The 21,228-nt window shown below is 60.9% G+C and carries 22 protein-coding genes and 1 pseudogene; 5 read left to right on the top strand and 18 right to left on the bottom strand.

Annotated elements, in window-relative coordinates:
* Positions 1–100: 100 nt before the first annotated feature.
* The 12 genes from lipA to ACZ9BB_RS27590 all read right to left on the bottom strand — a co-directional run bounded on the left by lipA (position 101) and on the right by ACZ9BB_RS27590 (position 11,553).
* Complete coding sequence (gene lipA, locus ACZ9BB_RS27645) at positions 101–1,123, bottom strand: lipoyl synthase (protein WP_476217876.1); 1,023 nt, start codon at positions 1,121–1,123, stop codon at positions 101–103.
* A gap of 1 nt (position 1,124) precedes the next feature.
* On the bottom strand, positions 1,125–1,772 hold the full coding sequence (lipB, locus tag ACZ9BB_RS27640) for a lipoyl(octanoyl) transferase LipB (protein ID WP_476217875.1): 648 nt from the start codon (positions 1,770–1,772) through the stop codon (positions 1,125–1,127).
* Complete coding sequence (locus tag ACZ9BB_RS27635; RefSeq protein WP_476217873.1) at positions 1,772–2,047, bottom strand: DUF493 domain-containing protein; 276 nt, start codon at positions 2,045–2,047, stop codon at positions 1,772–1,774. The genes lipB and ACZ9BB_RS27635 overlap by 1 nt, the downstream gene beginning before the upstream one ends.
* An 80-nt stretch (positions 2,048–2,127) precedes the next feature.
* The gene (locus tag ACZ9BB_RS27630; protein ID WP_018925757.1) at positions 2,128–3,285 is read right to left on the bottom strand and encodes a D-alanyl-D-alanine carboxypeptidase family protein; all 1,158 of its coding nucleotides are present in this window, start codon (positions 3,283–3,285) and stop codon (positions 2,128–2,130) included.
* 182 nt (positions 3,286–3,467) lie between these two features.
* Positions 3,468–4,478, bottom strand: a complete 1,011-nt coding sequence (locus ACZ9BB_RS27625) for a septal ring lytic transglycosylase RlpA family protein (protein ID WP_476217871.1) — start codon at positions 4,476–4,478, stop codon at positions 3,468–3,470.
* Positions 4,478–5,488 (bottom strand): lytic murein transglycosylase B, encoded by a 1,011-nt coding sequence (gene mltB, locus ACZ9BB_RS27620; RefSeq protein WP_476217869.1) that lies wholly within the window; start codon positions 5,486–5,488, stop codon positions 4,478–4,480. Before mltB ends, ACZ9BB_RS27625 begins: the two co-directional genes overlap by 1 nt.
* A gap of 17 nt (positions 5,489–5,505) precedes the next feature.
* Positions 5,506–6,609 carry a rod shape-determining protein RodA gene (gene rodA, locus ACZ9BB_RS27615; protein ID WP_476218440.1) on the bottom strand — a complete coding sequence of 368 codons (1,104 nt, stop codon included), beginning with the start codon at positions 6,607–6,609 and terminating at the stop codon, positions 5,506–5,508.
* 31 nt (positions 6,610–6,640) lie between these two features.
* Positions 6,641–8,536 carry a penicillin-binding protein 2 gene (gene mrdA / locus ACZ9BB_RS27610; RefSeq protein ID WP_476217867.1) on the bottom strand — a complete coding sequence of 632 codons (1,896 nt, stop codon included), beginning with the start codon at positions 8,534–8,536 and terminating at the stop codon, positions 6,641–6,643.
* A 10-nt stretch (positions 8,537–8,546) separates the two neighbouring features.
* Positions 8,547–9,014, bottom strand: coding sequence for a 23S rRNA (pseudouridine(1915)-N(3))-methyltransferase RlmH (gene rlmH, locus ACZ9BB_RS27605; protein ID WP_007937439.1), 468 nt, complete (start codon positions 9,012–9,014; stop codon positions 8,547–8,549).
* Positions 9,015–9,023: 9 nt separating this feature from the next.
* Positions 9,024–9,518 (bottom strand): ribosome silencing factor, encoded by a 495-nt coding sequence (gene rsfS, locus ACZ9BB_RS27600; protein WP_019581345.1) that lies wholly within the window; start codon positions 9,516–9,518, stop codon positions 9,024–9,026.
* Between the two features lie 72 nt (positions 9,519–9,590).
* On the bottom strand, positions 9,591–10,280 hold the full coding sequence (gene nadD / locus ACZ9BB_RS27595; protein ID WP_476217865.1) for a nicotinate-nucleotide adenylyltransferase: 690 nt from the start codon (positions 10,278–10,280) through the stop codon (positions 9,591–9,593).
* Between the two features lies 1 nt (position 10,281).
* Positions 10,282–11,553 (bottom strand): glutamate-5-semialdehyde dehydrogenase, encoded by a 1,272-nt coding sequence (locus tag ACZ9BB_RS27590; RefSeq protein WP_476217863.1) that lies wholly within the window; start codon positions 11,551–11,553, stop codon positions 10,282–10,284.
* Between the two features lie 189 nt (positions 11,554–11,742).
* Here ACZ9BB_RS27590 and ACZ9BB_RS27585 point away from each other — a divergent pair, with 189 nt between their 5' ends.
* A complete protein-coding gene (locus ACZ9BB_RS27585) occupies positions 11,743–12,441 on the top strand; it encodes a DNA-3-methyladenine glycosylase (protein WP_476217861.1) in 699 nt (232 codons plus the stop codon).
* A gap of 193 nt (positions 12,442–12,634) precedes the next feature.
* Entirely contained in the window at positions 12,635–13,951 is a 1,317-nt protein-coding gene (locus ACZ9BB_RS27580) for a bifunctional DedA family/phosphatase PAP2 family protein (RefSeq protein ID WP_476217859.1), read from the top strand.
* A 31-nt stretch (positions 13,952–13,982) separates the two neighbouring features.
* Here the strand turns inward: ACZ9BB_RS27580 and ACZ9BB_RS27575 are convergent, their stop codons facing one another.
* From ACZ9BB_RS27575 to ACZ9BB_RS27565, 3 genes are read right to left on the bottom strand one after another with little or no spacing between them, the layout of a single operon-like run.
* Entirely contained in the window at positions 13,983–14,573 is a 591-nt protein-coding gene (locus tag ACZ9BB_RS27575) for an LON peptidase substrate-binding domain-containing protein (RefSeq protein ID WP_476217857.1), read from the bottom strand.
* 10 nt (positions 14,574–14,583) lie between these two features.
* The gene (locus ACZ9BB_RS27570; RefSeq protein ID WP_476217855.1) at positions 14,584–15,300 is read right to left on the bottom strand and encodes an LrgB family protein; all 717 of its coding nucleotides are present in this window, start codon (positions 15,298–15,300) and stop codon (positions 14,584–14,586) included.
* Positions 15,297–15,659: a CidA/LrgA family protein gene (locus ACZ9BB_RS27565; RefSeq protein WP_476217854.1), complete on the bottom strand. Its 363-nt coding sequence runs from the start codon at positions 15,657–15,659 to the stop codon at positions 15,297–15,299. The genes ACZ9BB_RS27570 and ACZ9BB_RS27565 overlap by 4 nt, the downstream gene beginning before the upstream one ends.
* Before the next feature lie 192 nt (positions 15,660–15,851).
* Between ACZ9BB_RS27565 and ACZ9BB_RS27560 the strand changes: the two genes are divergently transcribed.
* From ACZ9BB_RS27560 to ACZ9BB_RS27550, 3 genes and pseudogenes are all read left to right on the top strand, one after another.
* On the top strand, positions 15,852–16,307 hold the full coding sequence (locus ACZ9BB_RS27560; RefSeq protein ID WP_149660901.1) for a MaoC family dehydratase: 456 nt from the start codon (positions 15,852–15,854) through the stop codon (positions 16,305–16,307).
* A 115-nt stretch (positions 16,308–16,422) separates the two neighbouring features.
* Positions 16,423–18,139 (top strand): annotated as a pseudogene (locus tag ACZ9BB_RS27555) (C13 family peptidase).
* A 27-nt stretch (positions 18,140–18,166) separates the two neighbouring features.
* On the top strand, positions 18,167–18,808 hold the full coding sequence (locus ACZ9BB_RS27550; RefSeq protein WP_019650883.1) for an oxidoreductase: 642 nt from the start codon (positions 18,167–18,169) through the stop codon (positions 18,806–18,808).
* A gap of 154 nt (positions 18,809–18,962) precedes the next feature.
* Here the strand turns inward: ACZ9BB_RS27550 and ACZ9BB_RS27545 are convergent, their stop codons facing one another.
* From ACZ9BB_RS27545 to mpl, 3 genes are read right to left on the bottom strand one after another with little or no spacing between them, the layout of a single operon-like run.
* The gene (locus tag ACZ9BB_RS27545) at positions 18,963–19,247 is read right to left on the bottom strand and encodes a YceK/YidQ family lipoprotein (protein ID WP_476217851.1); all 285 of its coding nucleotides are present in this window, start codon (positions 19,245–19,247) and stop codon (positions 18,963–18,965) included.
* A complete protein-coding gene (gene ubiX, locus ACZ9BB_RS27540; RefSeq protein ID WP_030129554.1) occupies positions 19,240–19,872 on the bottom strand; it encodes a flavin prenyltransferase UbiX in 633 nt (210 codons plus the stop codon). Before ubiX ends, ACZ9BB_RS27545 begins: the two co-directional genes overlap by 8 nt.
* Entirely contained in the window at positions 19,869–21,218 is a 1,350-nt protein-coding gene (gene mpl, locus ACZ9BB_RS27535) for a UDP-N-acetylmuramate:L-alanyl-gamma-D-glutamyl-meso-diaminopimelate ligase (RefSeq protein WP_476217849.1), read from the bottom strand. Before mpl ends, ubiX begins: the two co-directional genes overlap by 4 nt.
* Positions 21,219–21,228 lie beyond the last annotated feature (10 nt).

Here is a 21,228-nt window from a genome sequence, read left to right as displayed (position 1 = left end):
CTGTTTGCAGGAAAAGACCGGCATGGCTGTGGGCACGGCTAAAAAAACGCCCGCGAGGTCTGAAAAACCTGGCGGGCGTGTTCTTTTTCTCAACGCGGGATCAGGACGACATCAACTCGGCCTTGACCAGCTTCGCCTGCTCGTCGGCGTGGTACGAGGAACGCACCAGCGGGCCGGAGGCGACGTTCTTGAAGCCCATCTTGTAACCTTCCTCGGCAAACCAGGCGAAGGTGTCCGGGTGCACGAAGCGCTGGACCGGCAAGTGGCTGCGGGACGGTTGCAGGTACTGGCCCAGGGTCAGCATGTCGATGTCGTGTTCGCGCATGCGCTTCATGACTTCGATGACTTCTTCGTCGGTTTCGCCCAGACCCAGCATCAAACCGGACTTGGTCGGAATGTGCGGCATCATCTGCTTGAAGCGTTGCAGCAAGGTCAGCGACCACTGGTAATCCGACCCCGGACGCGCAGCCTTGTACAGGCGCGGCACGGTTTCCAGGTTGTGGTTGAACACATCCGGCGGCTCGGCGGCGGTGATTTCCAGCGCGACGTCCATACGGCCACGGTAGTCCGGGACCAGGGTTTCGAGCTGTACGTTCGGCGACAGTTTGCGGATTTCGCGGATGCAGTCGGCAAAGTGCTGGGCACCGCCGTCACGCAGGTCGTCGCGGTCGACCGAGGTGATCACCACGTACTTCAGCTTGAGGTCGGCGATGGCAATGGCCAGGCTTTCCGGCTCATTGACGTCCAGTGGCTTCGGACGACCGTGGCCGACGTCGCAGAACGGGCAACGACGGGTGCAGATGTCACCCATGATCATGAAGGTCGCGGTGCCGCCGGAGAAGCACTCGCCCAGGTTCGGGCAGGATGCTTCTTCGCAAACGCTGTGCAGCTTGTGTTTGCGCAGCAGGCTCTTGATGCGGTCGACCTCCGGGGAAACCGGGATGCGCACGCGGATCCAGTCGGGTTTCTTCGGCAGTTCGGTGGTCGGGATGATCTTCACCGGGATGCGTGCAACCTTCTCGGCGCCGCGCAGCTTGACGCCGGCTTCAACCTTGGCACGCGGGGCCGGACGCTCGGTGACATCGAGCGTCGGGATCATGGTTTGCACTGCATCAGTAGTCATATCAGTCGATTCCGCCCGTTAGGGTCGTCTGCTCAGCATAGTCGAGGTGTTTGACGAGCTGCGCGCGCAGCCGGGCACTTACCTCGGCAAATTCAATCGGTCCTGCGTGATCGCGCAGCTGGGTCATCGCCAGCCCGGCGTAGCCGCAGGGATTAATCCGTCGAAACGGTTCCAGGTTCATATCCACGTTCAGGGCCAGGCCATGAAAGGAGCAACCGTGGCGGATCCGCAGACCCAGAGAAGCGATTTTCGCGCCATCGACATACACACCCGGCGCATCCGGCTTGGCGGACGCGGTCACGCCGTAGCTGGCCAGCAACTCGATCAGGCATTGCTCCATGCGGCTGACCAGGTCACGCACGCCGAACCCCAGCTTGCGCACATCCAGCAACAGGTAGGCCACCAACTGGCCCGGACCGTGGTAAGTCACCTGGCCACCGCGGTCGACCTGCACCACCGGAATATCCCCGGGAAGCAACAGGTGTTCAGCCTTGCCGGCCTGGCCCTGGGTGAACACGGGCGGGTGTTCCACCAGCCAGATCTCGTCGGCGGCATCGCTGCCGCGCTCATTGGTGAAGCGTTGCATGGCATGCCAGACCGGCTCGTAAGCCATCTGACCAAGCTCGCGAAAGCCCAGCGAGCCGGACATCACAGCACCATGTGCACGAAACCGGTAGCCCGCAACTCGCTGTTGATGTCGTACAGCTGTTCCTGGCCGGTGGCGATGATGTGCAACTGGATGGTCGTGTACTTGCCGTTGGTACTCAGCCGTTCGGCAAAGGTGTTGTGGTCAACGGTCGCGTGTTTCTCAAGGATCGCGATGATCCTGTCCTTGAAACCCACGCCTGTATCGCCGATTACCTTGATCGGGTAATCCGCGCAGGGAAATTCGATTTTTGGCGCCTTTACTTCGGAGTCTGTCATGGCGTAACGGCCTCGTAAGCCGTGGCAACAGACATGGCCCCGTTCCGGATTGGAACGGGGCCATGTGAGTCCACACTAATTCAGTTGAACAAGCCGTAGAAGAATAGACGGATGCTATCCCACATGCGGCGGAAGATACCACCCTCGTCGACCGCGTCCAGAGCGATCAGGTCGGCGCTGTGCACCACCTTGTCGTCCAGTTTCACTTCGACTTTACCGATCACGTCGCCCTTGGCGATTGGTGCGACCAGTTGCGGGTTCATGGTCATGCTGGCAGCGAGCTTTTTCAGCTGGCCTTTTGGCAGGGTCATGGTCAGGTCTTCAGCCAGGCCGGCCTTGACTTGATTGGTGGTGCCTTTCCAGACCGGAGCCTGAGCCAGCTCGGCGCCTTTCTGATAGAAGGTCTGGGTTTCGAAGAAGCGGAAACCGTAAGTCAGCAACTTCTGGGTTTCAGCAGCACGAGCTACTTCGCTGTTGGTACCGAACACCACGGCGATCAGGCGCATGCCATCACGCACGGCCGAAGACACCATGCAGTAGCCAGCTTCATCGGTGTGACCGGTTTTCAGACCGTCGACGGTCTTGTCACGCCACAGCAGCAGGTTGCGGTTAGGCTGCTTGATGCCGTTCCAGAAGAACTCTTTCTGCGAGTAAATCGCATAGTGAGCCGGGTCTTCGTGGATGATCGCGCGGGCCAGCACGGCCATGTCGTGAGCCGACGAGTAGTGTTCCGGGTTCGGCAGACCGGTCGGGTTCATGAAGTGGGTGTTGGTCATGCCCAGGTCGGCCACAGTTTTGTTCATCAGGTCGGCGAAGGCGTCTTCGCTGCCGGCGATGTGCTCGGAGAGCGCAACACTGGCGTCGTTGCCCGACTGAATGATGATGCCGTGCAGCAGGTCGCTGACGGTGACTTGCGAGCCGACCTTGATGAACATCCGCGAACCGCCGGTACGCCAGGCGTTCTCGCTGACGGTCACCGGATCGTTTTCGCCGATCTGGCCACGACGGATTTCCAGGGTCGCGATGTATGCGGTCATCAGCTTGGTCAGGCTGGCCGGTGGCAGACGCTGGTCACCGTTGTTCTCTACCAGCACGTTACCGCTGCTGGCGTCCATGAGTACGTAGGCTTTGGCGGCCAGTTGCGGTGGCGACGGCATCATCTCGACCGCGAAAGCGGCAGGCGAGAGGAGCAGCGGGACTAGCAGGCACAGGCGTTTGGCAAAGGTGGTGATGTTCATCCGTCTCTCGAAATCGCTAATGGAAACTGCCCTCGCGGGCAAAACTAATCAGACAACCCTGACGGGTCATCGCGTGTTCAGTTGCTCACTCTGTAACCCTTGCCGGGCTTTTGTTCTTCAACGAGCCAACAACCCGGTGCGCCCCCCAAACCGCAAGCGAACCGTCAATCAAGTACTACGTATTACTCGGCGCTGACCAGGCTCGGCGAACCGAGATTGGCCAACCGCACGCTGTTCTGCACCTGCTGGATTTCACCCGGCGAACCAATCGGCCCCAGGCGCACCCGATGCAGTGTCTGTTGGTTGCGCACGATCGAGCTGATGAATACCGGAGCGCTCACCGTCGCGCTGAGCTTCGATCTCAGCAGCTCTGCAGCGTCCGGGTTGGCGAACGCGCCCACCTGCAGATACTGGCCAGAGGCTGGTGCAGAAGCGTTTTTTTTTGCATCGAGCTGCACCGGCACAACGGCCGCAGCGTGTTGCTGCGGCGGTGGCGTCCATTGTTCGACGGTGCCGGTAGAGGCCGTCACGGTCGGCGCGGTATTTTGCGCTACTTGTGGCTCGTTGAGCATCAACGGCGCCGGACGGCCTTTCTGTGCCCACCATTGCTGCGGGTCGATGCCTTCGACCTTGACCCGTGCCGTACCGGTTTCGGCATAGCCGAGCTTCTTGGCCGCCGCGTAGGACAAGTCGATGATCCGGTCCGAATAGAACGGCCCCCGGTCGTTGACCCGCAGGATGACCGTCTTGTTGTTGTCCAGGTTAGTCACCCGAACGTAACTTGGCAGTGGCAAGGTCTTGTGCGCGGCACTCATGCCGTACAGGTCATAGACTTCGCCGTTGGCGGTGTTCTGACCATGGAACTTGGTGCCATACCAGGACGCAGTGCCCGAGGCCACGTAGGTCTTGGATTCTTGCATCGGGAAATAAGTCTTGCCCAGCACCGTGTACGGGTTGGCCTTATAGGGGCCGGAGTGCAGGGTCGGCGTGGCGTCCGGGATGCGCGAAACGTCGACGTCCCACCAAGGTGCGCCGTCTTTGTGCGCGCGATTGATGTCCAGCCCCGGCGCTGAACGCACGGCGCTAGAGGATTTCTGAGTCGGCGAGCGGCTGGTCGAACAACTGGCGACCAGTACCGCCAACGCGGCGAACGCCATGAGCTTCAGGGGTTTATTCATAGGCAATGCCCGCATTACTTGACGCCCCGTGCTTGGACCAGCTGTTCAGACAGTTGATGTACGGCCATGGCGTACATCACGCTGCGGTTATAACGCGTGATCGCGTAAAAATTCGTCAGGCCCATCCAGTATTCAGGGCCATTGTCACCTTCCAGGCGGAAAGCCGTGACCGGCATATCATCGCGCAGCGCATCATGACTCGACCAGCCCAGCGCCCGCAACTCCCCGACGGTTTTCGTCGGTTCGATGCCGTCGGTCAGCCCGTCGTCCACCTGATCGCCGCGCACATCGGCACGGCTGACCACAGGTTCGCCGGCGACCCAGCCGTGGCGCTTGAAATAACTGGCGACGCTGCCGATGGCATCAATCGGGTTGGTCCAGATATTAATGTGCCCGTCACCGTCGAAATCCACCGCATAGGCGCGAAAACTGCTCGGCATGAATTGCGGCAAGCCCATGGCCCCGGCGTAGGAGCCTTTGAGGGTCAACGGGTCGACCTGCTCTTCACGGGCCAGCAGCAGGAATTCACGCAATTCCTTGCGGAAGAATTCAGCACGGGGAGGATAGTCGAAACCCAGGGTCGACAAGGCGTCGATCACCCGATAATTACCGGTATTGCGCCCAAAAAAGGTCTCGACGCCGATGATCGAGACGATCACCTGCGCCGGCACGCCGTATTCCTGCTCGGCACGGGCCAGCACCGCTTCGTGCTGGCGCCAGAAGTCCACGCCACGGGCGATGCGCGCGTCGGTGATGAACATCGGGCGATATTCTTTCCACTGTTTAACCCGTTCGGCGGGTTTGGAGATCGCGTCCAGAATCGACTGCTTGCGCTCGGCTTCGCGGAACACGCCCATCAGCTGTTCACCGGCAAAGCCGTAGTCGCGGGTCATTTCACCGACGAACTCGGCCACCTGGGGTGAGCCTTCGTAATCGCCGGCCAACGCTTGCTGCGCGGAACCAAGGATGCCTACCAGGCCGACCCACGGTGCGTATCGAGTCGCCCAGCCGCGCATTACCTGCATTGAAATCTTCACCTTATTCAAACCTGTGCGATCCACTTACGATGGGTATGGATCGACATCAAAACCCCAAACGCTGACAGTAGCGTCACCAGCGAAGTTCCTCCGTAGCTAATGAACGGCAACGGCACACCCACCACCGGCAACAGGCCACTGACCATACCGATGTTGACGAAAACATAAACAAAAAACGTCATGGTCAGGCTGCCCGCAAGCAGTTTGCCGAACAATGTCTGAGCCTGGGCGGTAATCACCAGCCCGCGGCCGATCAACAGCAGGTAAATCAGCAACAGAGCGCAGATGCCCACCAGGCCGAACTCTTCGCCCATCACCGCAATAATGAAGTCGGTGTGGCTTTCCGGCAGGAAGTCCAGGTGCGACTGGGTGCCAAGCAACCAGCCTTTGCCGAACACGCCGCCGGAACCGATGGCCGCTTTCGACTGAATGATGTTCCAGCCCGTACCCAGCGGATCACTCTCTGGATCGAGGAAGGTCAGGATTCGCTGCTTTTGATAGTCGTGCATGATGAAGAACCACATCGCCACGGCCACCGGCACTGCTGCAGCGACCACGCCGATGATCCAGCGCCAGCGCAGGCCGCCCATGAACAGCACGAACGCGCCACCGGCGAGGATCAGCAGCGAAGTGCCGAGGTCGGGCTGACGCACGATCAGAATGAACGGGATGCCGATCAGCACCAGACTGATCCCGACATGCTTGAGCTGTGGCGGCAAGGAGCGCTTGGCCAGGTACCAGGCGATGGTCGCCGGCATCAGGATCTTCATGAATTCCGAGGGCTGGAAGCGGATCACCCCGGGGATATTGATCCAGCGGGTGGCGCCCATGGCGTTGTGGCCCATCACGTCCACCACTACCAGCAAGATCACGCCGACCACATAACCGAGCGGCACCCAGCGGGCCATGAAACGCGGTTCGAACTGGGCAATGACGATCATCGACACCAGGCCGATGCCAAAGGAAGTGGCTTGCTTGGCCAGCAGATCCCAGCTCTTGCCGCTGGCCGAATACAGCACGAACAGACTGCCGGCGGCGAGGGTCAGCAGCAGGATCAACAATGGGCCGTCGATGTGCAGGCGTTGCAGCAGCGTCGCCCGGCGACGCATCACATCCTCGCTGGAGAGCATGCGATCGAAATTATTCTTCACGGGCCGTAGCCTCCGCACTGATAGGGCTGGCGTATTCGGCTTTCAGTCGGCCGTCCTGGTCCAGGAGCCAGGCGTCCATGACTTGACGCACCACCGGCGCGGCGACGCCAGAACCGGACTCACCGTTCTCGACCATCACCGACACCACGATTTTCGGGTTGTCGGCCGGGGCGAAGCCGACGAACAAGGCGTGGTCGCGGTGGCGTTCCTGAACCTTGGAGCGGTCGTACTTCTCGCCCTGCTTGATCGCGACCACCTGGGCCGTACCCGACTTGCCGGCGATTCGGTATTGCGCGCCGATCGATGCCTTGCGCGCCGTACCACGGGCACCGTGCATCACCTGCTGCATGCCGTGGTTGACCTTGGTCCAGTCCGACGGGTCGCGCAGGATGATGTCCGGCATCGGATTTTCATCCTTCGGCTTCTCGCCCTCGATGGTCTTGGCCAGGTGTGGACGATTCCAGACACCCTTGTTGGCCACCAGTGCCGTGGCCTGCGCCAGTTGCAACGGCGTGGACTGCATGTAGCCCTGCCCGATCCCCAGAATCAGCGTCTCGCCCGGGAACCAGGCCTGACGACGGGTCACGCGCTTCCATTCCCGTGTCGGCATCAGCCCCGGCGACTCTTCGAACATGTCCAGGGAGACCTTCTGGCCAATGCCGAATTTGCTCAGGTAGGACGACAACCGATCAATCCCCAGCTTGTGCGCCAGGTCATAGAAGTAGGTGTCGTTGGAACGCATGATCGCCGTGTCGAGGTCGACGAAGCCGTCACCGGTACGGTTCCAGTTACGGTATTTGTGGTCATAGTTGGGCAGCATGTAGTAGCCCGGGTCGAACACCCGGCTCGAGGCCGTGACCACGCCCGCATCCAGGCCGGCAATCGCCACCGCTGGCTTGATGGTCGAACCCGGCGGGTACAGACCGCGCAGCACGCGGTTGAACAGTGGCCGGTCGATGGAGTCACGCAGCTCGGAGTAGGCCTTGAAACTGATGCCGGTGACGAACAGGTTCGGGTCAAAACTCGGCTGGCTGACCATCGCCAGCACTTCGCCGGTCGCCGGATCCAGCGCCACGACTGCGCCACGGCGACCGCCGAGTGCAGCTTCGGCGGCTTCCTGCAATTTGATGTCCAGGCTCAGGACGATGTCCTTACCGGAAATCGGTTCGGTACGTTTGAGTACCCGCAGCACGCGGCCACGGGCGTTGGTCTCGACTTCTTCGTAACCGACCTGACCGTGCAATTCGGGCTCGTAGAAGCGCTCGATGCCGGTTTTGCCAATTTGATGGGTGCCGCTGTAACTCACCGGATCCAGAGACTTGAGCTCTTTCTCGTTGATCCGCCCCATATATCCCACCGAGTGCGCAAAGTGCGCGCCCTGCGGGTAATGCCGTACCAACTGCGCGACCACTTCCACACCGGGCAGACGGAACTGGTTCACCGCGATGCGGGCGATCTGCTCTTCGGTCAACTCGAACAGGATCGGCACCGGCTCGAATGGCCGACGCCCCTGACGCATGCGTTTCTCGAAAATCACCCGGTCTTCGGGCGTCAGCTCCAGCACTTCGACGATTACGTCGAGCACTTGCTGCCAGTCGCCGGAGCGTTCGCGGGTCATGCTCAGGCTGAAGCTGGGCCGGTTGTCGGCCACCACCACGCCATTGCGGTCAAAGATCAGCCCGCGAGTCGGCGGAATCGGCTGCACATGGACGCGGTTGTTTTCCGACAGGGTCGAGTGGTACTCGTACTGGATCACCTGAAGGAAATACAGCCGCGCGATCAGCACGCCGATCAGCGTCACTACCGCAATAGCCCCGAACACGACGCGGCCACGCACCAGACGGGCGTCTTTTTCGTGGTCCTTGATGCGGATCGGCTGGGGCATGAGGGCAGAACTACTTGTGGTAAGGGTGGCCGGACAGCACTGTCCAGGCACGATACAGCTGTTCGCCGATCAGAATCCGCACCAGTGGGTGCGGCAACGTCAACGGTGATAACGACCAGCGTTGATCTGCCCGGGCACAGACTTCCGGCGCCAGCCCCTCGGGGCCGCCGACCATGAAATTCACCGTGCGCGAGTCCAGCCGCCAGCGATCGAGTTCGACCGCCAGTTGCTCGGTGCTCCAAGGCTTGCCGTGGACTTCGAGGGTGACAACGCGCTCGTTCGGCCCGACCTTGGCCAGCATGGCTTCGCCTTCCTGACGGATAAAGCGCGCCACGTCAGCGTTCTTGCCGCGGGTGTTGAGCGGAATTTCCACCAGTTCCAGCGCCAGCTCGGAAGGAAGACGCTTGGCATATTCATGCCAGCCTTCTTCCACCCACTTGGGCATGCGTGAACCGACGGCGATCAGTCGCAGTCGCACAGCGTTCCCTTATTGCTGGTCTTTGTTGAGCTTGGTGAAATGCTCATGGGTGTTTTCCGGGCTGTGATGCGCAGCGCTGGCCGAACGGCTTTGCTCGGCGCCGGCCCACAGGCGCTCCAGGTCATAGAACTGGCGAGCCGAGGCAGTCATCATGTGCACGATTACGTCATCCATATCCAGCAACACCCAGTCGCTGTCGCCCTTGCCTTCTTCACCCAGCGGCTTGACGCCTTGGGCTTTGACGGCTTCGCGGACCTTGTCCAGCATCGCGCCGATCTGGCGGTTGGACGTACCGGTGGCGATGATCATGTAGTCAGTGATGCTCTGCTTTTCACGAACGTCGATCACCTGGATGTCCTGGGCCTTGACGTCTTCCAGGGCTGCTACGGCAACCTTGACCAGCTCTTCGCCGGCCAGTGGCGCGCCAGTTGGTGCTTCTACTGGCAGCGGTGCGCTCTTGAATGTGCCCTTGCGCTTTACTTTGTTTACGTCTTTGTCAGTCATATAAAACTCGTTTTGCTCGTATGTTCGGGCGCTTCGATACACGCATTCACGTGCCTTGAAGCGCGCCCTTTTTCAGTTCGACGCACGGTAAAGTCCGTGCGCATCGATGTAGGCCAGGACCGCGTCGGGCACCAGGAAACGTACCGACTTACCGCTGGCCAGCAGTTGACGGATCTGGGTGGCGGATACCGCGAGCGGCGTCTGCCAGACGAATGCAATCTGTCCGCTCGGCCCTTTGAGGGCCAGCGGGTCGCTCACCGAACGCGCTGCCAGCAGGTTGCGCAAGGCATCCGGCGGTTCGCTGTCGGCATCCGGGCGTTGCAGCACCAGGATGTGGCAATGCTGGAGCAACTCTTCCCAGCGGTGCCAAGTGGGCAGGCCGCAAAATGCGTCCCAGCCCAAAAGTAGAAAAACCTGATCTTGTGCGGCCAGTTCGGCGCGCATCAGTTCCAGGGTGTCGATGGTGTAGGACGGTTTGTCCCGCTGCAATTCACGGGCGTCCACCACCAACGGTGCCACACCGGCCACCGCGCACTTGACCATCGCCAGACGGTCCTTCGCCGACACCTGCGGCGTGCCCCGATGGGGCGGCCTGGCACTGGGTGTCAGGCGCAACTCATCGAGCGCCAGCGATTCGGCGACTTCCAGCGCACCGCGCAAATGGCCGATGTGCACCGGGTCGAAGGTCCCGCCCAGTACGCCAATGCGTCGAGGTCGGGGCTCGTTCGCGTTCGCTTGGGCCGACAGGTCGAGGTCGCCCAAGTCAGACCGACGCCTGGCCGCGCAACTGACCGTCACCGACCACGATGTACTTCTCGCAGGTCAGACCTTCGAGGCCCACCGGGCCGCGGGCGTGCAGCTTATCAGTAGAAATGCCAATCTCGGCACCCAATCCGTATTCGAATCCATCGGCAAAGCACGTCGGGGTGTTGATCATCACCGAAGATGAATCGACTTGCGCCACGAAACGCCGGGTGTCGGCCAGGTTTTCGCTGACGATCGAGTCGGTGTGATGGGAGCCGTACTTGTTGATGTGTTCGATGGCCTGATCCAGCCCGTCGACCACGCGAATCGAGAGGATCGGCGCCAGGTATTCGGTGTGCCAGTCTTCTTCAGTGGCCGCAACGGCCTCGATGATTGCCCGGGTGCGCTCGCAACCGCGCAGCTCAACACCTTTTTCGCGGAACTGTGCCGCCATCGATGGCAGGAAATCCCGGGCGACGGTTTGGTCCACCAACAGGGTTTCCATGGCGCCGCAGATACCGTAACGGTAAGTCTTGGCGTTGAACGCGATACGCTGGGCTTTCGCCAGATCGGCGTGGGCACTGACGTAGACGTGGCAGATGCCGTCCAGGTGCTTGATCACCGGCACGCGCGCGTCACGGCTGACCCGTTCGATCAGGCCACGGCCGCCACGGGGCACGATGACGTCGACGTATTCAGGCATGGTGATCAGCGCGCCGACGGCGGCACGGTCGGTGGTTTCGACCACTTGCACCACAGCGGCCGGCAGACCGGCTTCGGCCAGGCCGCGCTGGATGCAGGCGGCAATGGCACGGTTGGAATGAATTGCCTCGGAGCCGCCACGCAGGATGGTCGCGTTGCCGGACTTCAGGCACAGGCTGGCGGCATCGATGGTCACGTTCGGCCGCGACTCGTAGATGATCCCGATCACGCCCAACGGCACGCGCATCTTGCCGACCTGAATGCCCGACGGCCGAAAGCTCATGTCGCGAATCGCGCCAACCGGGTCCGGCAGTGCCGCAACCTGGCGCAAACCGACGATCATTCCGTCGATACGCTCAGGGGTCAGTGCCAGACGTTCCAGCAAAGCAGGCTCCAGACCATTGGCGCGGCCGGCGGCCAAATCCAGTTCGTTGGCCGCGCTCAGTTCGGCGCGCGCGGCGTCCAGCGCATTGGCGGCCGCCTGCAAAGCGCGGTTTTTCTGCGCGGTGCTGGCACGGCCGATCACGCGGGAAGCCTCGCGGGCAGCGCAACCCAAACGGGTCATGTAGTCAAGAACGGACTCAGTCATGGTCTGTAGTGGTCTTTGCTAAGGTCTTGGTAAAGAGTAAAGCGGCAGATTATAGCTGTCGCGTCCCGGGACTAACAGCGGTGACAGGCGGATGGTCGAAATGGAGGGCAATTTGCCGACGTTCAGCCGGGATTAAGCTGGTTATTGTTATCATCACGACTCAATCAGCCTTGATAAACGCTGTTCATCATGACCAACCTGCCTGTTCGTGCGTCCGCTACGCGCCTGCCCAAGGGACTGCCGGATGCGTTTTTCGACCGCGACGCCCAAACGCTGGCGCGGGATTTACTGGGCAAAATCATTCGTCATAAGGTCGGCGACCTATGGCTCAGTGCCCGGATCATCGAGACCGAAGCCTATTACTGCGAAGAAAAAGGCAGCCATGCCTCCCTTGGCTACACAGAAAAGCGTAAGGCTTTATTTCTGGATGGCGGCCACATCTATATGTACTACGCCCGGGGCGGCGACTCCCTGAACTTCAGCGCCCAGGGGCCGGGCAACGCCGTATTGATCAAATCCGCCTATCCATGGGTCGATGAACTGAGCGGGCCTGCGAGCCTGGCGCAGATGCTGCTGAACAATCCCGATGCCCAGGGCCGCCCTCGCCCCTCGCAAAAGCTATGTGCCGGGCAGACGCTGCTTTGCAAGGCGCTGGGGCTGAAGGTACCAGTCTGGGACGCCAAACGCTTCGACCATGAAGTGCTGCTGGTGGAAGATGTCGGGCCAGCGCCCGGCCACGTCATCCAGACCACGCGCCTGGGCATTCCCCACGGGCGCGACGAACATTTGATGTACCGTTTCGTCGATGCGGCTTATGCGCCTTACTGCACGCGCAACCCGCTGCGCCGGGGCCAAATGGAAGGGCGCGATTATTTTTTGCTGTCCTGAATATTGATACGGGTTTGATGCAACCAAAATCCCTGTGGGAGCGGGCTTGCCCGCGATGAGGCCATATCGGTCGATATCAATGTCGACTGAGCCACCGCCATCGCGGGCAAGCCCGCTCCCACAGGTGTTTTATGGCGTTGTTTAAATTGTGTTCGCCCACCAAGGGCCAATTGAATCAGACGGAGTTGTTTTTATGGGCCCATGGCTCGATAGCGTGACCGGTTGGCTGACGGTCAATCCACAGTGGCTGGCCGCGGCAGTGTTCATCGTGGCTTGTGTGGAATGCCTGGCGATCGCCGGGCTGATCGTGCCCGGCACGGTGTTGCTGTTTGCCGTGTCGGTGCTGGCCGGCAGCGGCGCGCTGTCGCTGGGTGAAACGCTGCTGCTGGGTTTCCTCGGCGGTGTGCTGGGCGACATCGTTTCGTACTTTTTGGGGCGACACTTCCACCAGAACATCCGGCGCCTGCCGGGGTTGCGCCATCATCCGGAATGGATGGCCGGGGCCGAGGCGTATTTCGAGCGTTATGGCATCGCCAGCCTGTTGGTCGGACGCTTTATCGGCCCGCTACGCCCGATGCTGCCGATGGTCGCCGGGATGTTCGACATGCCGTTCCCGCGCTTCGCCGTCGTCAGCCTGCTGGCCGCCGCGGGCTGGAGCGTTGCGTATCTGCTGCCCGGTTGGGCTACGGGGGCGGCCATTCGCTTGCCGTTGCCGGATGGTTTCTGGGCCGAGGCCGGAATTGTCGCGGGCAGTATTGCGGTGATGGTGGGGCTGAGTGCAACCAGCAGTCTGCGTCGGCATCGCAAGGCCACGATGTTCATCACCGGTATGAGCTTTCTGATTCTGGCGGGGCTGTTCATCGGCTATCCGCACCTGACTGCCCTCGACCAAGGCCTGATGACCCTGATACAGGAACACCGCAACCCGATGCTCGACGAAGCGGCCGTGGTGTTCACGCTGATCGGCGAGTTCCGCAACATGCTGATATTCAGTGTCCTGCTGACAGCGTTGCTGTTGCTGACGAGACAATGGCGGCATGCACTCTTCGCTGGCGGCACTTTGCTCTTCACCGCGCTGGGCAACACCGCGACCAAGCACTTTTTCGCTCGCCTGCGCCCGGAAGTGCTGAGTGATCCACTCACCAGCTACAGCATGCCCAGCGGCCATGCATCAGGGTCTTTCGCACTGTTCCTGACGCTCGCGGTGCTGGCCGGCCGCGGGCAACCACCAAGAATGCGCCTGACCTGGTTGCTGGTGGGCTGCTTGCCGGCACTGACGATTGCCTTGTCGCGGGTCTATCTGGGAGCGCACTGGCCGACCGATGTGCTGGCCGGCGCGATGCTGGCGGCGTGCATCTGTGCAGCCAGCCTGTGGCTGAGTCAGCGCCAGACACCGCTCAACGCCATGCCACCGAAAATCTGGTGGCTGGTACTGCCGTCGCTGGTGGCATTGTTCGGGTTTTTCGTGTTGCGGCATTTGCCGCATACGTTGTTGCGGTATGCGTACTGATCAGTAGCAGCTGCGATCTTTCAGCGCAACGTCAGGCAAACAAGTCACCCTGCAACTTATCCAGCAACGCCTGAATCGCATCCAGGCGCTGCTGCGGATCATCGAGCTGCAGCAGGTCAATCTTGTCCATCTCGGAAAACGGCAACAGATACGCCAACTGATTGGCCAGCGACTGTTGCCCCGTCGCTTCGGTGCCCATGCTCAGCGCTTCGACCATCGGGTGTTCCGCCAGCGCCTTGAGCAACGCGACCAGGTCGGCGTCTTCACTCTGTAGCGGTTGCCCAGGCTCATCTTTGAGCCACTCGACTTCGGCGACGATCAACTGGTCGCGCTGCACCTCGGTGCGCACAACGTGGAAACGCCGCCCGCCCTTCACCCGAATGCCCAACAGGCCGTTGTCCTGCTGGTGAAAATCGGTGATCAGTGCCTCGCACCCCACCCGTGCATAGCCTTCGGGGGCGATGCCGACTTCTTCGCCTTCGAGAATGCACACCACGCCGAAGCCGCCGCCCTGCTTCATGCAGCGACCGATCATGTCCAGGTAGCGCGCCTCGAATATCTGCAAGTCGAGGATGCAGTCCGGAAACAGCACCGTGTTCAGCGGAAAAAGCGGCAGACTCATAGACATTTCCTTACACCACCATCGACACCGCCAACGGCAGGAAGACCGCCGTGGCCACGCCCATCAGACTCATCGCCAACGCCGCGAAGGCGCCGCACTCTTCACTTTCCTGCAAGGCCACCGAAGTGCCGACCGCATGGGCAGTCATGCCAAGGGCCATACCACGGGCCTCTGGGCTGTGGACACCGAGCCGGGTCAAAAGACTCGGCCCGAAGATCGCCCCGATCACTCCGGTAATCAATACGAACACCGCCGCCAGCGCCGCGACACCGCCGATCTGCTCAGCCACCAGCATGGCAATCGGCGAGGTGACCGACTTCGGCGCCATGGTCATCAGGATCATGTGTTCGGCGCCAAACCACCAGCCCAGCAATACGCCCATGCCCGTGGCGACCACGCCACCTATCACCAGCGTAGTAAATATCGGCCAGAACAACTGCCGGATCCGCCGCAGGTTGAGGTACAGCGGCACCGCCAGCGCAACCGTGGCGGGCCCGAGCAAGATGCTCAGGATCTCGGTGCTCTTGCGGTATTCGGTATAGCTCAGGCTGCAACTGACCAGGACACCGATGACCAGCAACATAGACACCAGCACCGGTTGCAGAAAGATCCAGCGGGTTTTCTCGAACGCCGCCAGCACCAATTGATACGCACCCAACGTAATGCCGATACCGAACAGAGGATGATGAATCACCGACGTCCAGGCGCCGTGCCAATCGAAAATCATTGGCTATCCTCGGGCTGGGAATGACGCTTGACCAGGCGCTGCATCAGCACGCCGGCAAAGGCCATCGACAGCAACAGCGATAGCACCAGCGCACCGGTGATCGCCCAGAAATCCGCGGCGATGTCGGCGGCGTAAACCATCACACCCACGGCCGGCGGCACCAGCAGCAACGGCAGGTAACGCAGCAGGCTGCTGGCCGCGAGGCTCAGCGGTTCACCGACTTGACCACGGATAATCAGATACCCCAGCAGCAACAGCAGGCCAATGATCGGCCCTGGCAGCACCGACAAAAACAGATGGTTGAGGGCGGTGCCGAGCAATTGAAACAGCACCAGCCAGGTCAGGCCACGTAACAACATCCACACCTCCCGCGCGCGCTCCCCACAAAGAAGGGGCCCGGCATTATAAGCACGCCAACGCTATGAATCGGCATTCGCCAAAAGCATGGTTAGTTGACCGGAGCAATTTGTCATGTTGATCTAAAGTGGTTCGCAGGGAGATCAAATACCCCACTCGAAAACTATAAAACCGATGACCCAAGGAGAGTCTCAATGCCCTATGTTCCAGTTGCAGAGCTCAAAGATTATGTCGGCAAGGAACTCGGACGTTCCGAATGGCTCACCATCGATCAGGAACGCATCAACCTGTTCGCAGAAGCCACAGGCGATTATCAGTTCATCCACGTCGACCCGGTCAAAGCCGCGCAAACCCCTTTTGGCAGCACCATCGCCCATGGTTTCCTGTCGTTGTCGCTGATCCCCAAGCTGATGGAAGACATCCTCATCCTGCCCCAGGGCGCGAAGATGGTGGTCAACTATGGTCTGGACAGTGTGCGTTTCATCCAGCCTGTAAAAGTCAATTCCAGGGTTCGGCTCAAGGTCGACATGAACGAGGTCACGGAGAAGAAACCCGGCCAATGGTTGCTCAAGGCCACCGCCACGCTTGAAATCGAAGGGTCGGACAAACCGGCGTATATCGCCGAGCCACTGTCCCTGTGCTTCGTCTGACACATGCCTGATTGCGAAACAGCTCACGCTGTTTCGCGCTGTGTCTGTGCCGTGTCTCTATAAATGCGACACATAGCTGCGGCATACTCGGTCGCCTAATTGCCCGGATCCCGCTATGCGCTCACTTGCACTCCTTGTTCTGACCCTGTTGCTCACCGCTTGCGGCGATGGCGAATCGCTGCTGCCCCCCGATGCCCGCCTGCCGGACGGCGGACGCTATCGTGGTGATCTGGTCAACGGGTTGCTGCAAGGCGAGGGCCGCATCGATTACCCGAACGGCAGCTGGTATGCCGGCCAGTTCGACAAGGGCCAATGGCATGGCCAGGGCGAATGGCACGGCAGCAACGGCGAGGTCTATCGCGGGCAATTCCAGCAGGGGCTGTTCGACGGCCAGGGCACGCTGACCACCACTGGCAGCAGCTACACCGGCGGCTTCAAAGCAGGCAGACGCGACGGTGAAGGTACCCTCAAAGAAAACGCCATGACCTACCGCGGCGAGTTCAAGGCCGACCAATATTCAGGGCTCGGTCGTCTGGAACTCGAAGACGGCAGCCAGTATCAGGGTCAGTTCGCCCACGGCAAACCCAACGGCGAAGGCCAGCGCAGCGATGCCAGCGGCAATCAGTTCACCGGGCATTTCGTCGACGGTCAGCTGGAAGGCAACGGCACCTTCAACAGCGCCGACGGCGATATCTATGTCGGCGGCTTCAAGAACAATCAACTGCACGGCAAGGGCCGCTACGAGAACGCCGATGGCGATGTCTGGCTCGGTCAGTTCAAGGAAGGCGTGTTGAGCGGCAAGGGCGAGTTGATCGGCGCCGACGGCAGTCACTACATAGGTCAGTTCAGCGACTGGCGCTTCACCGGGCAGGGCCGCTTGAACCTGGCCGATGGCAGCTTCTATATCGGCCAGTTCGACGGCGACAACTACCAAGGTAAAGGCACATTGGTGCTGACCGACGGCACGGTCCTGAGCGGCATCTGGATCAATAGTCAGCGGGTGCGCGATGCCGACGGCAAGCTACTGCCCGACACCCTCGAACTCGGCTTGCTGGCTCAGGGCCGCTTGCTCGACGAAGCATTGGCCGCCGTGCCGGCTTCGACCCCGGCGGTCGAGCTGTACACCTTGACCCTGGGCGGTGACGGCAAGCAAAGCGTATTCCTGCGCGAATCCGACTACGTCGCCAACATGCTTTCCAGCCGTTTCGGCGCCTTCGGCCAGATCCGCCTGGTCAACCATCGCGACCACCTCGGCGACCGGCCGATGGCCACCCGGGAGAACCTGCGCCGCGCTGTCCAGACCCTGGCCGAGCGCAGTGGCCCGGAAGACTTGCTGTTCATTTACCTGACCAGCCATGGCTCCAGTGAACACGAATTGGTGCTCGACCAGCCACGCATGGAACTGGCCGACCTCCCGGCCGACGAACTCGCCGCCGTCCTCGCGCCCCTGAAGAAGCGCGACAAAATCATCGTGATTTCGTCCTGCTATTCCGGCGGCTTCATCCCGGCCCTCAAGGACGAACGCACCCTGATCATGACTGCCTCGCGCGCCGATCGGGTGTCATTCGGGTGTTCGGAAGAAGCCAACTTCACGTATTTCGGCGACGCGCTGTTCGCCCAGGCGCTGAACCAGACCGATGATCTGGAGCAAGCCTTCAAACTGGCCAGCGCCACTGTGGCCGAGCGTGAGCTGGCCGATAATTTCGAAGCGTCCGAGCCGCAAATCTGGGCGCCGAAAACCGGTTCTCGCCCACTGGCAATTGTTACGCAAGCAGCAGGCACGAAAGGCACTGCAAAGTGTCTCTATCAGCAAGGATGAAAAGAGCAACTAAGCTGAATAGTATCAAGGGGAAAATATTATGTACTTGACGCCTCAGCATGTATTGCTTGCCGGAGCTACCGGGTTAACCGGTGAACATTTACTTGACCGTCTGCTTAATGAGCCAACGATTGCACGAGTATTGGCCCCCTCACGCCGGCCACTGGCCGAGCATCCACACCTGGAAAACCCGGTCGGTGACCCGACTGTGTTTCTGCCGCAATTGAACGGTCGCGTCGACGTCGCCTACTGCTGCCTCGGCACCACAATCAAGCAAGCCGGCTCCGAGGAAGCGTTTCGCGCGGTGGACCTGGACATGGTCGTGGCCTTCGCCAAACGGGCCCGGGAAATGGGCGCACGGCACCTGATCGTGATCAGTGCCTTGGGGGCCGACCGCAGATCGCCGATTTTCTACAACCGGGTCAAAGGCGAGATGGAACACGCATTGCGCGCGCAGAATTGGCCGCAGTTGACCATCTGCCGGCCTTCGCTGTTGCTGGGCGATCGCGCTGAGCCGAGACTGGCCGAACGGGTTGCCGGTCCGTTGTCGAAATTGATTCCGGGCAAATACCACGGCATCGAAGCCTGCCAACTGGCCCGCGCCATGTGGCGCCTGGCGCTGGAAGAGCAAGATGGCGTGCGGATTGTCGAGTCGGATGAGTTGCGCAAATTAGGCAAGTAATTCAGCGGACCTGTGGCGAGGGGGCTTGTCGGAACGCCGCATCGCCCCGTTCGGCTGCGAAGCAGTCGCAAATCCAGGCGACTCAGTGCAGCTGAAGAAACGGAGGGCCGCTGCGCGACCCAACGGGGGCAAGCCCCCTCGCCACATGGCTCTCTTACAATCCACCCGTCGCCTGAAAACTCACGCCAATCACCGTCAACAACGACAGCGGCAACAGCAGCGTGTCGAGCAACGCACTGGCCGGCAGGTCAACACCCGGATAACTCGGCGCCTCTGCGCCAAATCGGTCCATGGCGCAGCACCCACCGTTCATTGCATACAAATCCAGACGCGTCCCCGAATACACCACTGGCGCCCCCGGTTTGGCGGCATCAAGGGTGCGCGCCGTGGCGCAGCCCGCCAGTTGTACAGCCAACAGGATGATCAGTAGCTTATTCATCGCTGCTCAAATGGTGCTCACCCCAACGTGGCAGCATGTCTTGCGGAATGTTCAGCAGATTGAGAATTCGCGCCACGACAAAGTCGATCAAATCATCAATGGTCTGCGGCTGATGATAGAAGCCCGGTGATGCCGGCAAAATCGTCACGCCCATGTTCGACAACTTGAGCATGTTCTCCAGGTGAATGCTCGAATACGGCGCCTCGCGCGGTACCAGAATCAGCTGGCGACGCTCCTTCAACGTCACGTCGGCAGCCCGCTCGATCAAGTTGTTGCAGGCCCCGGTGGCGATAGCCGACAAGGTCCCGGTGGAACACGGGACCACCACCATCGCCGCTGGCGAGCCGGAGCCCGAAGCCACCGGCGACATCCAGTCTTCCTTGCCGTACACCCGAATCTGCCCGGCGGCGGCGCCGGTGTATTCGGTGAGGAAGGCTTGCATCATCTGCGGTTTGGACGGCAGCGAGACGTCGGTCTCGGTGGCCATCACCAGTTGCGCAGCCTTGGAGATCAGGAAATGCACCTCGCGGTCTTCACGCACCAGGCAGTCGAGCAGGCGCAAACCATACTGAGCGCCCGAAGCGCCGGTCATCGCCAGCGTGATGCGTTCCGGACCATTGTTCATTGCAGCGCCTCGGCCAGTTTGCCGTGCAGGCCGCCGAAGCCGCCATTGCTCATGATCACCACGTGAGTGCCGGGCTGGGCCTGGCTCTTCACACGCTCGATGATGCCTTCCAGCGAATCGCTGACGATCGACGGCACAGTGCACAATGCCGCGGTGGCGCCCAGATCCCAACCGAGGTTGGCCGGCGAATACCAGATCACCTGATCGGCATCGACCACACTTTCCGGCAAGCCATCACGGTGCGCGCCAAGTTTCATGGAGTTGGAGCGCGGCTCGATGATCGCGATCAGCGGCGCATCGCCGATACGTTTACGCAGACCATCAAGGGTAGTGGCGATGGCGGTCGGGTGATGCGCAAAATCGTCGTAGATCGTGATGCCACGAACTTCAGCGACTTTTTCCATCCGCCGCTTCACGCTTTTGAACGCGCTCAGTGCCGCGATCCCCATCGACGGCACGACGCCGACGTGACGCGCGGCGGCCAAGGTAGCCAAGGCGTTGGCGACGTTGTGCTGCCCGGTCATGTCCCACTCGACCACGCCTTGGGCGACGCCTTCGAACATCACTTCGAACTTCGAACCGTCTTCGCTGAGCAGTTTGACCTGCCACTGACCGCCGGCACCGGTGGTTTGCACCGGGGTCCAGCAGCCCATTTCGATGACACGCTGCAAGGCCGGTTCAGTGGTCGGATGGATCACCAGGCCTTCGCTCGGAATAGTCCGCACCAAATGGTGGAACTGCCGCTCGATGGCTGGCAAATCGGGGAAGATATCGGCGTGATCGAACTCAAGATTGTTCAGGATCGCCGTGCGTGGGCGGTAGTGGACGAACTTGGAGCGCTTGTCGAAGAACGCGCTGTCGTATTCATCGGCTTCAATCACGAAGAATGGCGTATCGCCCAGACGCGCCGACACCGAGAAATTCTGCGGCACGCCGCCGATCAGGAAACCTGGGCTCATACCGGCGTGTTCCAGGACCCAGGCAAGCATGCTGCTGGTGGTGGTTTTGCCGTGAGTACCGGCAACCGCCAGCACCCAGCGGCCTTGTAAAACGTGATCCGCCAGCCATTGCGGGCCAGAGACGTACGGCAGGCCTTTGTTCAGCACGTATTCGACGGCCGGGTTACCGCGGGACATGGCATTGCCAATCACCACCAGGTCCGGAGCCGGATCGAGCTGCGCCGGATCATAACCTTGGGTCAACTCAATGCCCTGGGCTTGCAGCTGAGTGCTCATCGGTGGATAGACGTTGGCATCGGAGCCGGTCACGTGATGGCCCAGCTCTTTGGCCAGAACCGCCATCGAACCCATGAAAGTGCCGCAGATACCAAGAATATGAATGTGCATAGTCGACCTC

It is taken from the genome of Pseudomonas sp. TE3552, assembly GCF_056278945.1.
This window is presented reverse-complemented; position numbering and strand designations above follow the sequence as displayed.

Coding starts and splice junctions, on each gene's coding strand:
- lipA (WP_476217876.1), bottom strand. CDS start 1,123: ATGACTACTGATGCAGTGCAAACCATGATCCCGACGCTCGATGTCACC.
- ACZ9BB_RS27590 (WP_476217863.1), bottom strand. CDS start 11,553: ATGACTGAGTCCGTTCTTGACTACATGACCCGTTTGGGTTGCGCTGCC.
- ACZ9BB_RS27625 (WP_476217871.1), bottom strand. CDS start 4,478: ATGCGGGCATTGCCTATGAATAAACCCCTGAAGCTCATGGCGTTCGCC.
- ACZ9BB_RS27565 (WP_476217854.1), bottom strand. CDS start 15,659: ATGTTGTTACGTGGCCTGACCTGGCTGGTGCTGTTTCAATTGCTCGGC.
- ACZ9BB_RS27545 (WP_476217851.1), bottom strand. CDS start 19,247: ATGAATAAGCTACTGATCATCCTGTTGGCTGTACAACTGGCGGGCTGC.
- ACZ9BB_RS27585 (WP_476217861.1), top strand. CDS start 11,743: ATGACCAACCTGCCTGTTCGTGCGTCCGCTACGCGCCTGCCCAAGGGA.
- lipB (WP_476217875.1), bottom strand. CDS start 1,772: ATGTCCGGCTCGCTGGGCTTTCGCGAGCTTGGTCAGATGGCTTACGAG.
- ACZ9BB_RS27580 (WP_476217859.1), top strand. CDS start 12,635: ATGGGCCCATGGCTCGATAGCGTGACCGGTTGGCTGACGGTCAATCCA.
- ACZ9BB_RS27570 (WP_476217855.1), bottom strand. CDS start 15,300: ATGATTTTCGATTGGCACGGCGCCTGGACGTCGGTGATTCATCATCCT.
- mpl (WP_476217849.1), bottom strand. CDS start 21,218: ATGCACATTCATATTCTTGGTATCTGCGGCACTTTCATGGGTTCGATG.
- ubiX (WP_030129554.1), bottom strand. CDS start 19,872: ATGAACAATGGTCCGGAACGCATCACGCTGGCGATGACCGGCGCTTCG.
- ACZ9BB_RS27630 (WP_018925757.1), bottom strand. CDS start 3,285: ATGAACATCACCACCTTTGCCAAACGCCTGTGCCTGCTAGTCCCGCTG.
- rsfS (WP_019581345.1), bottom strand. CDS start 9,518: ATGACTGACAAAGACGTAAACAAAGTAAAGCGCAAGGGCACATTCAAG.
- rodA (WP_476218440.1), bottom strand. CDS start 6,609: ATGCGTCGCCGGGCGACGCTGCTGCAACGCCTGCACATCGACGGCCCA.
- mltB (WP_476217869.1), bottom strand. CDS start 5,488: ATGCAGGTAATGCGCGGCTGGGCGACTCGATACGCACCGTGGGTCGGC.
- ACZ9BB_RS27575 (WP_476217857.1), bottom strand. CDS start 14,573: ATGAGTCTGCCGCTTTTTCCGCTGAACACGGTGCTGTTTCCGGACTGC.
- ACZ9BB_RS27635 (WP_476217873.1), bottom strand. CDS start 2,047: ATGACAGACTCCGAAGTAAAGGCGCCAAAAATCGAATTTCCCTGCGCG.
- mrdA (WP_476217867.1), bottom strand. CDS start 8,536: ATGCCCCAGCCGATCCGCATCAAGGACCACGAAAAAGACGCCCGTCTG.
- ACZ9BB_RS27560 (WP_149660901.1), top strand. CDS start 15,852: ATGCCCTATGTTCCAGTTGCAGAGCTCAAAGATTATGTCGGCAAGGAA.
- ACZ9BB_RS27550 (WP_019650883.1), top strand. CDS start 18,167: ATGTACTTGACGCCTCAGCATGTATTGCTTGCCGGAGCTACCGGGTTA.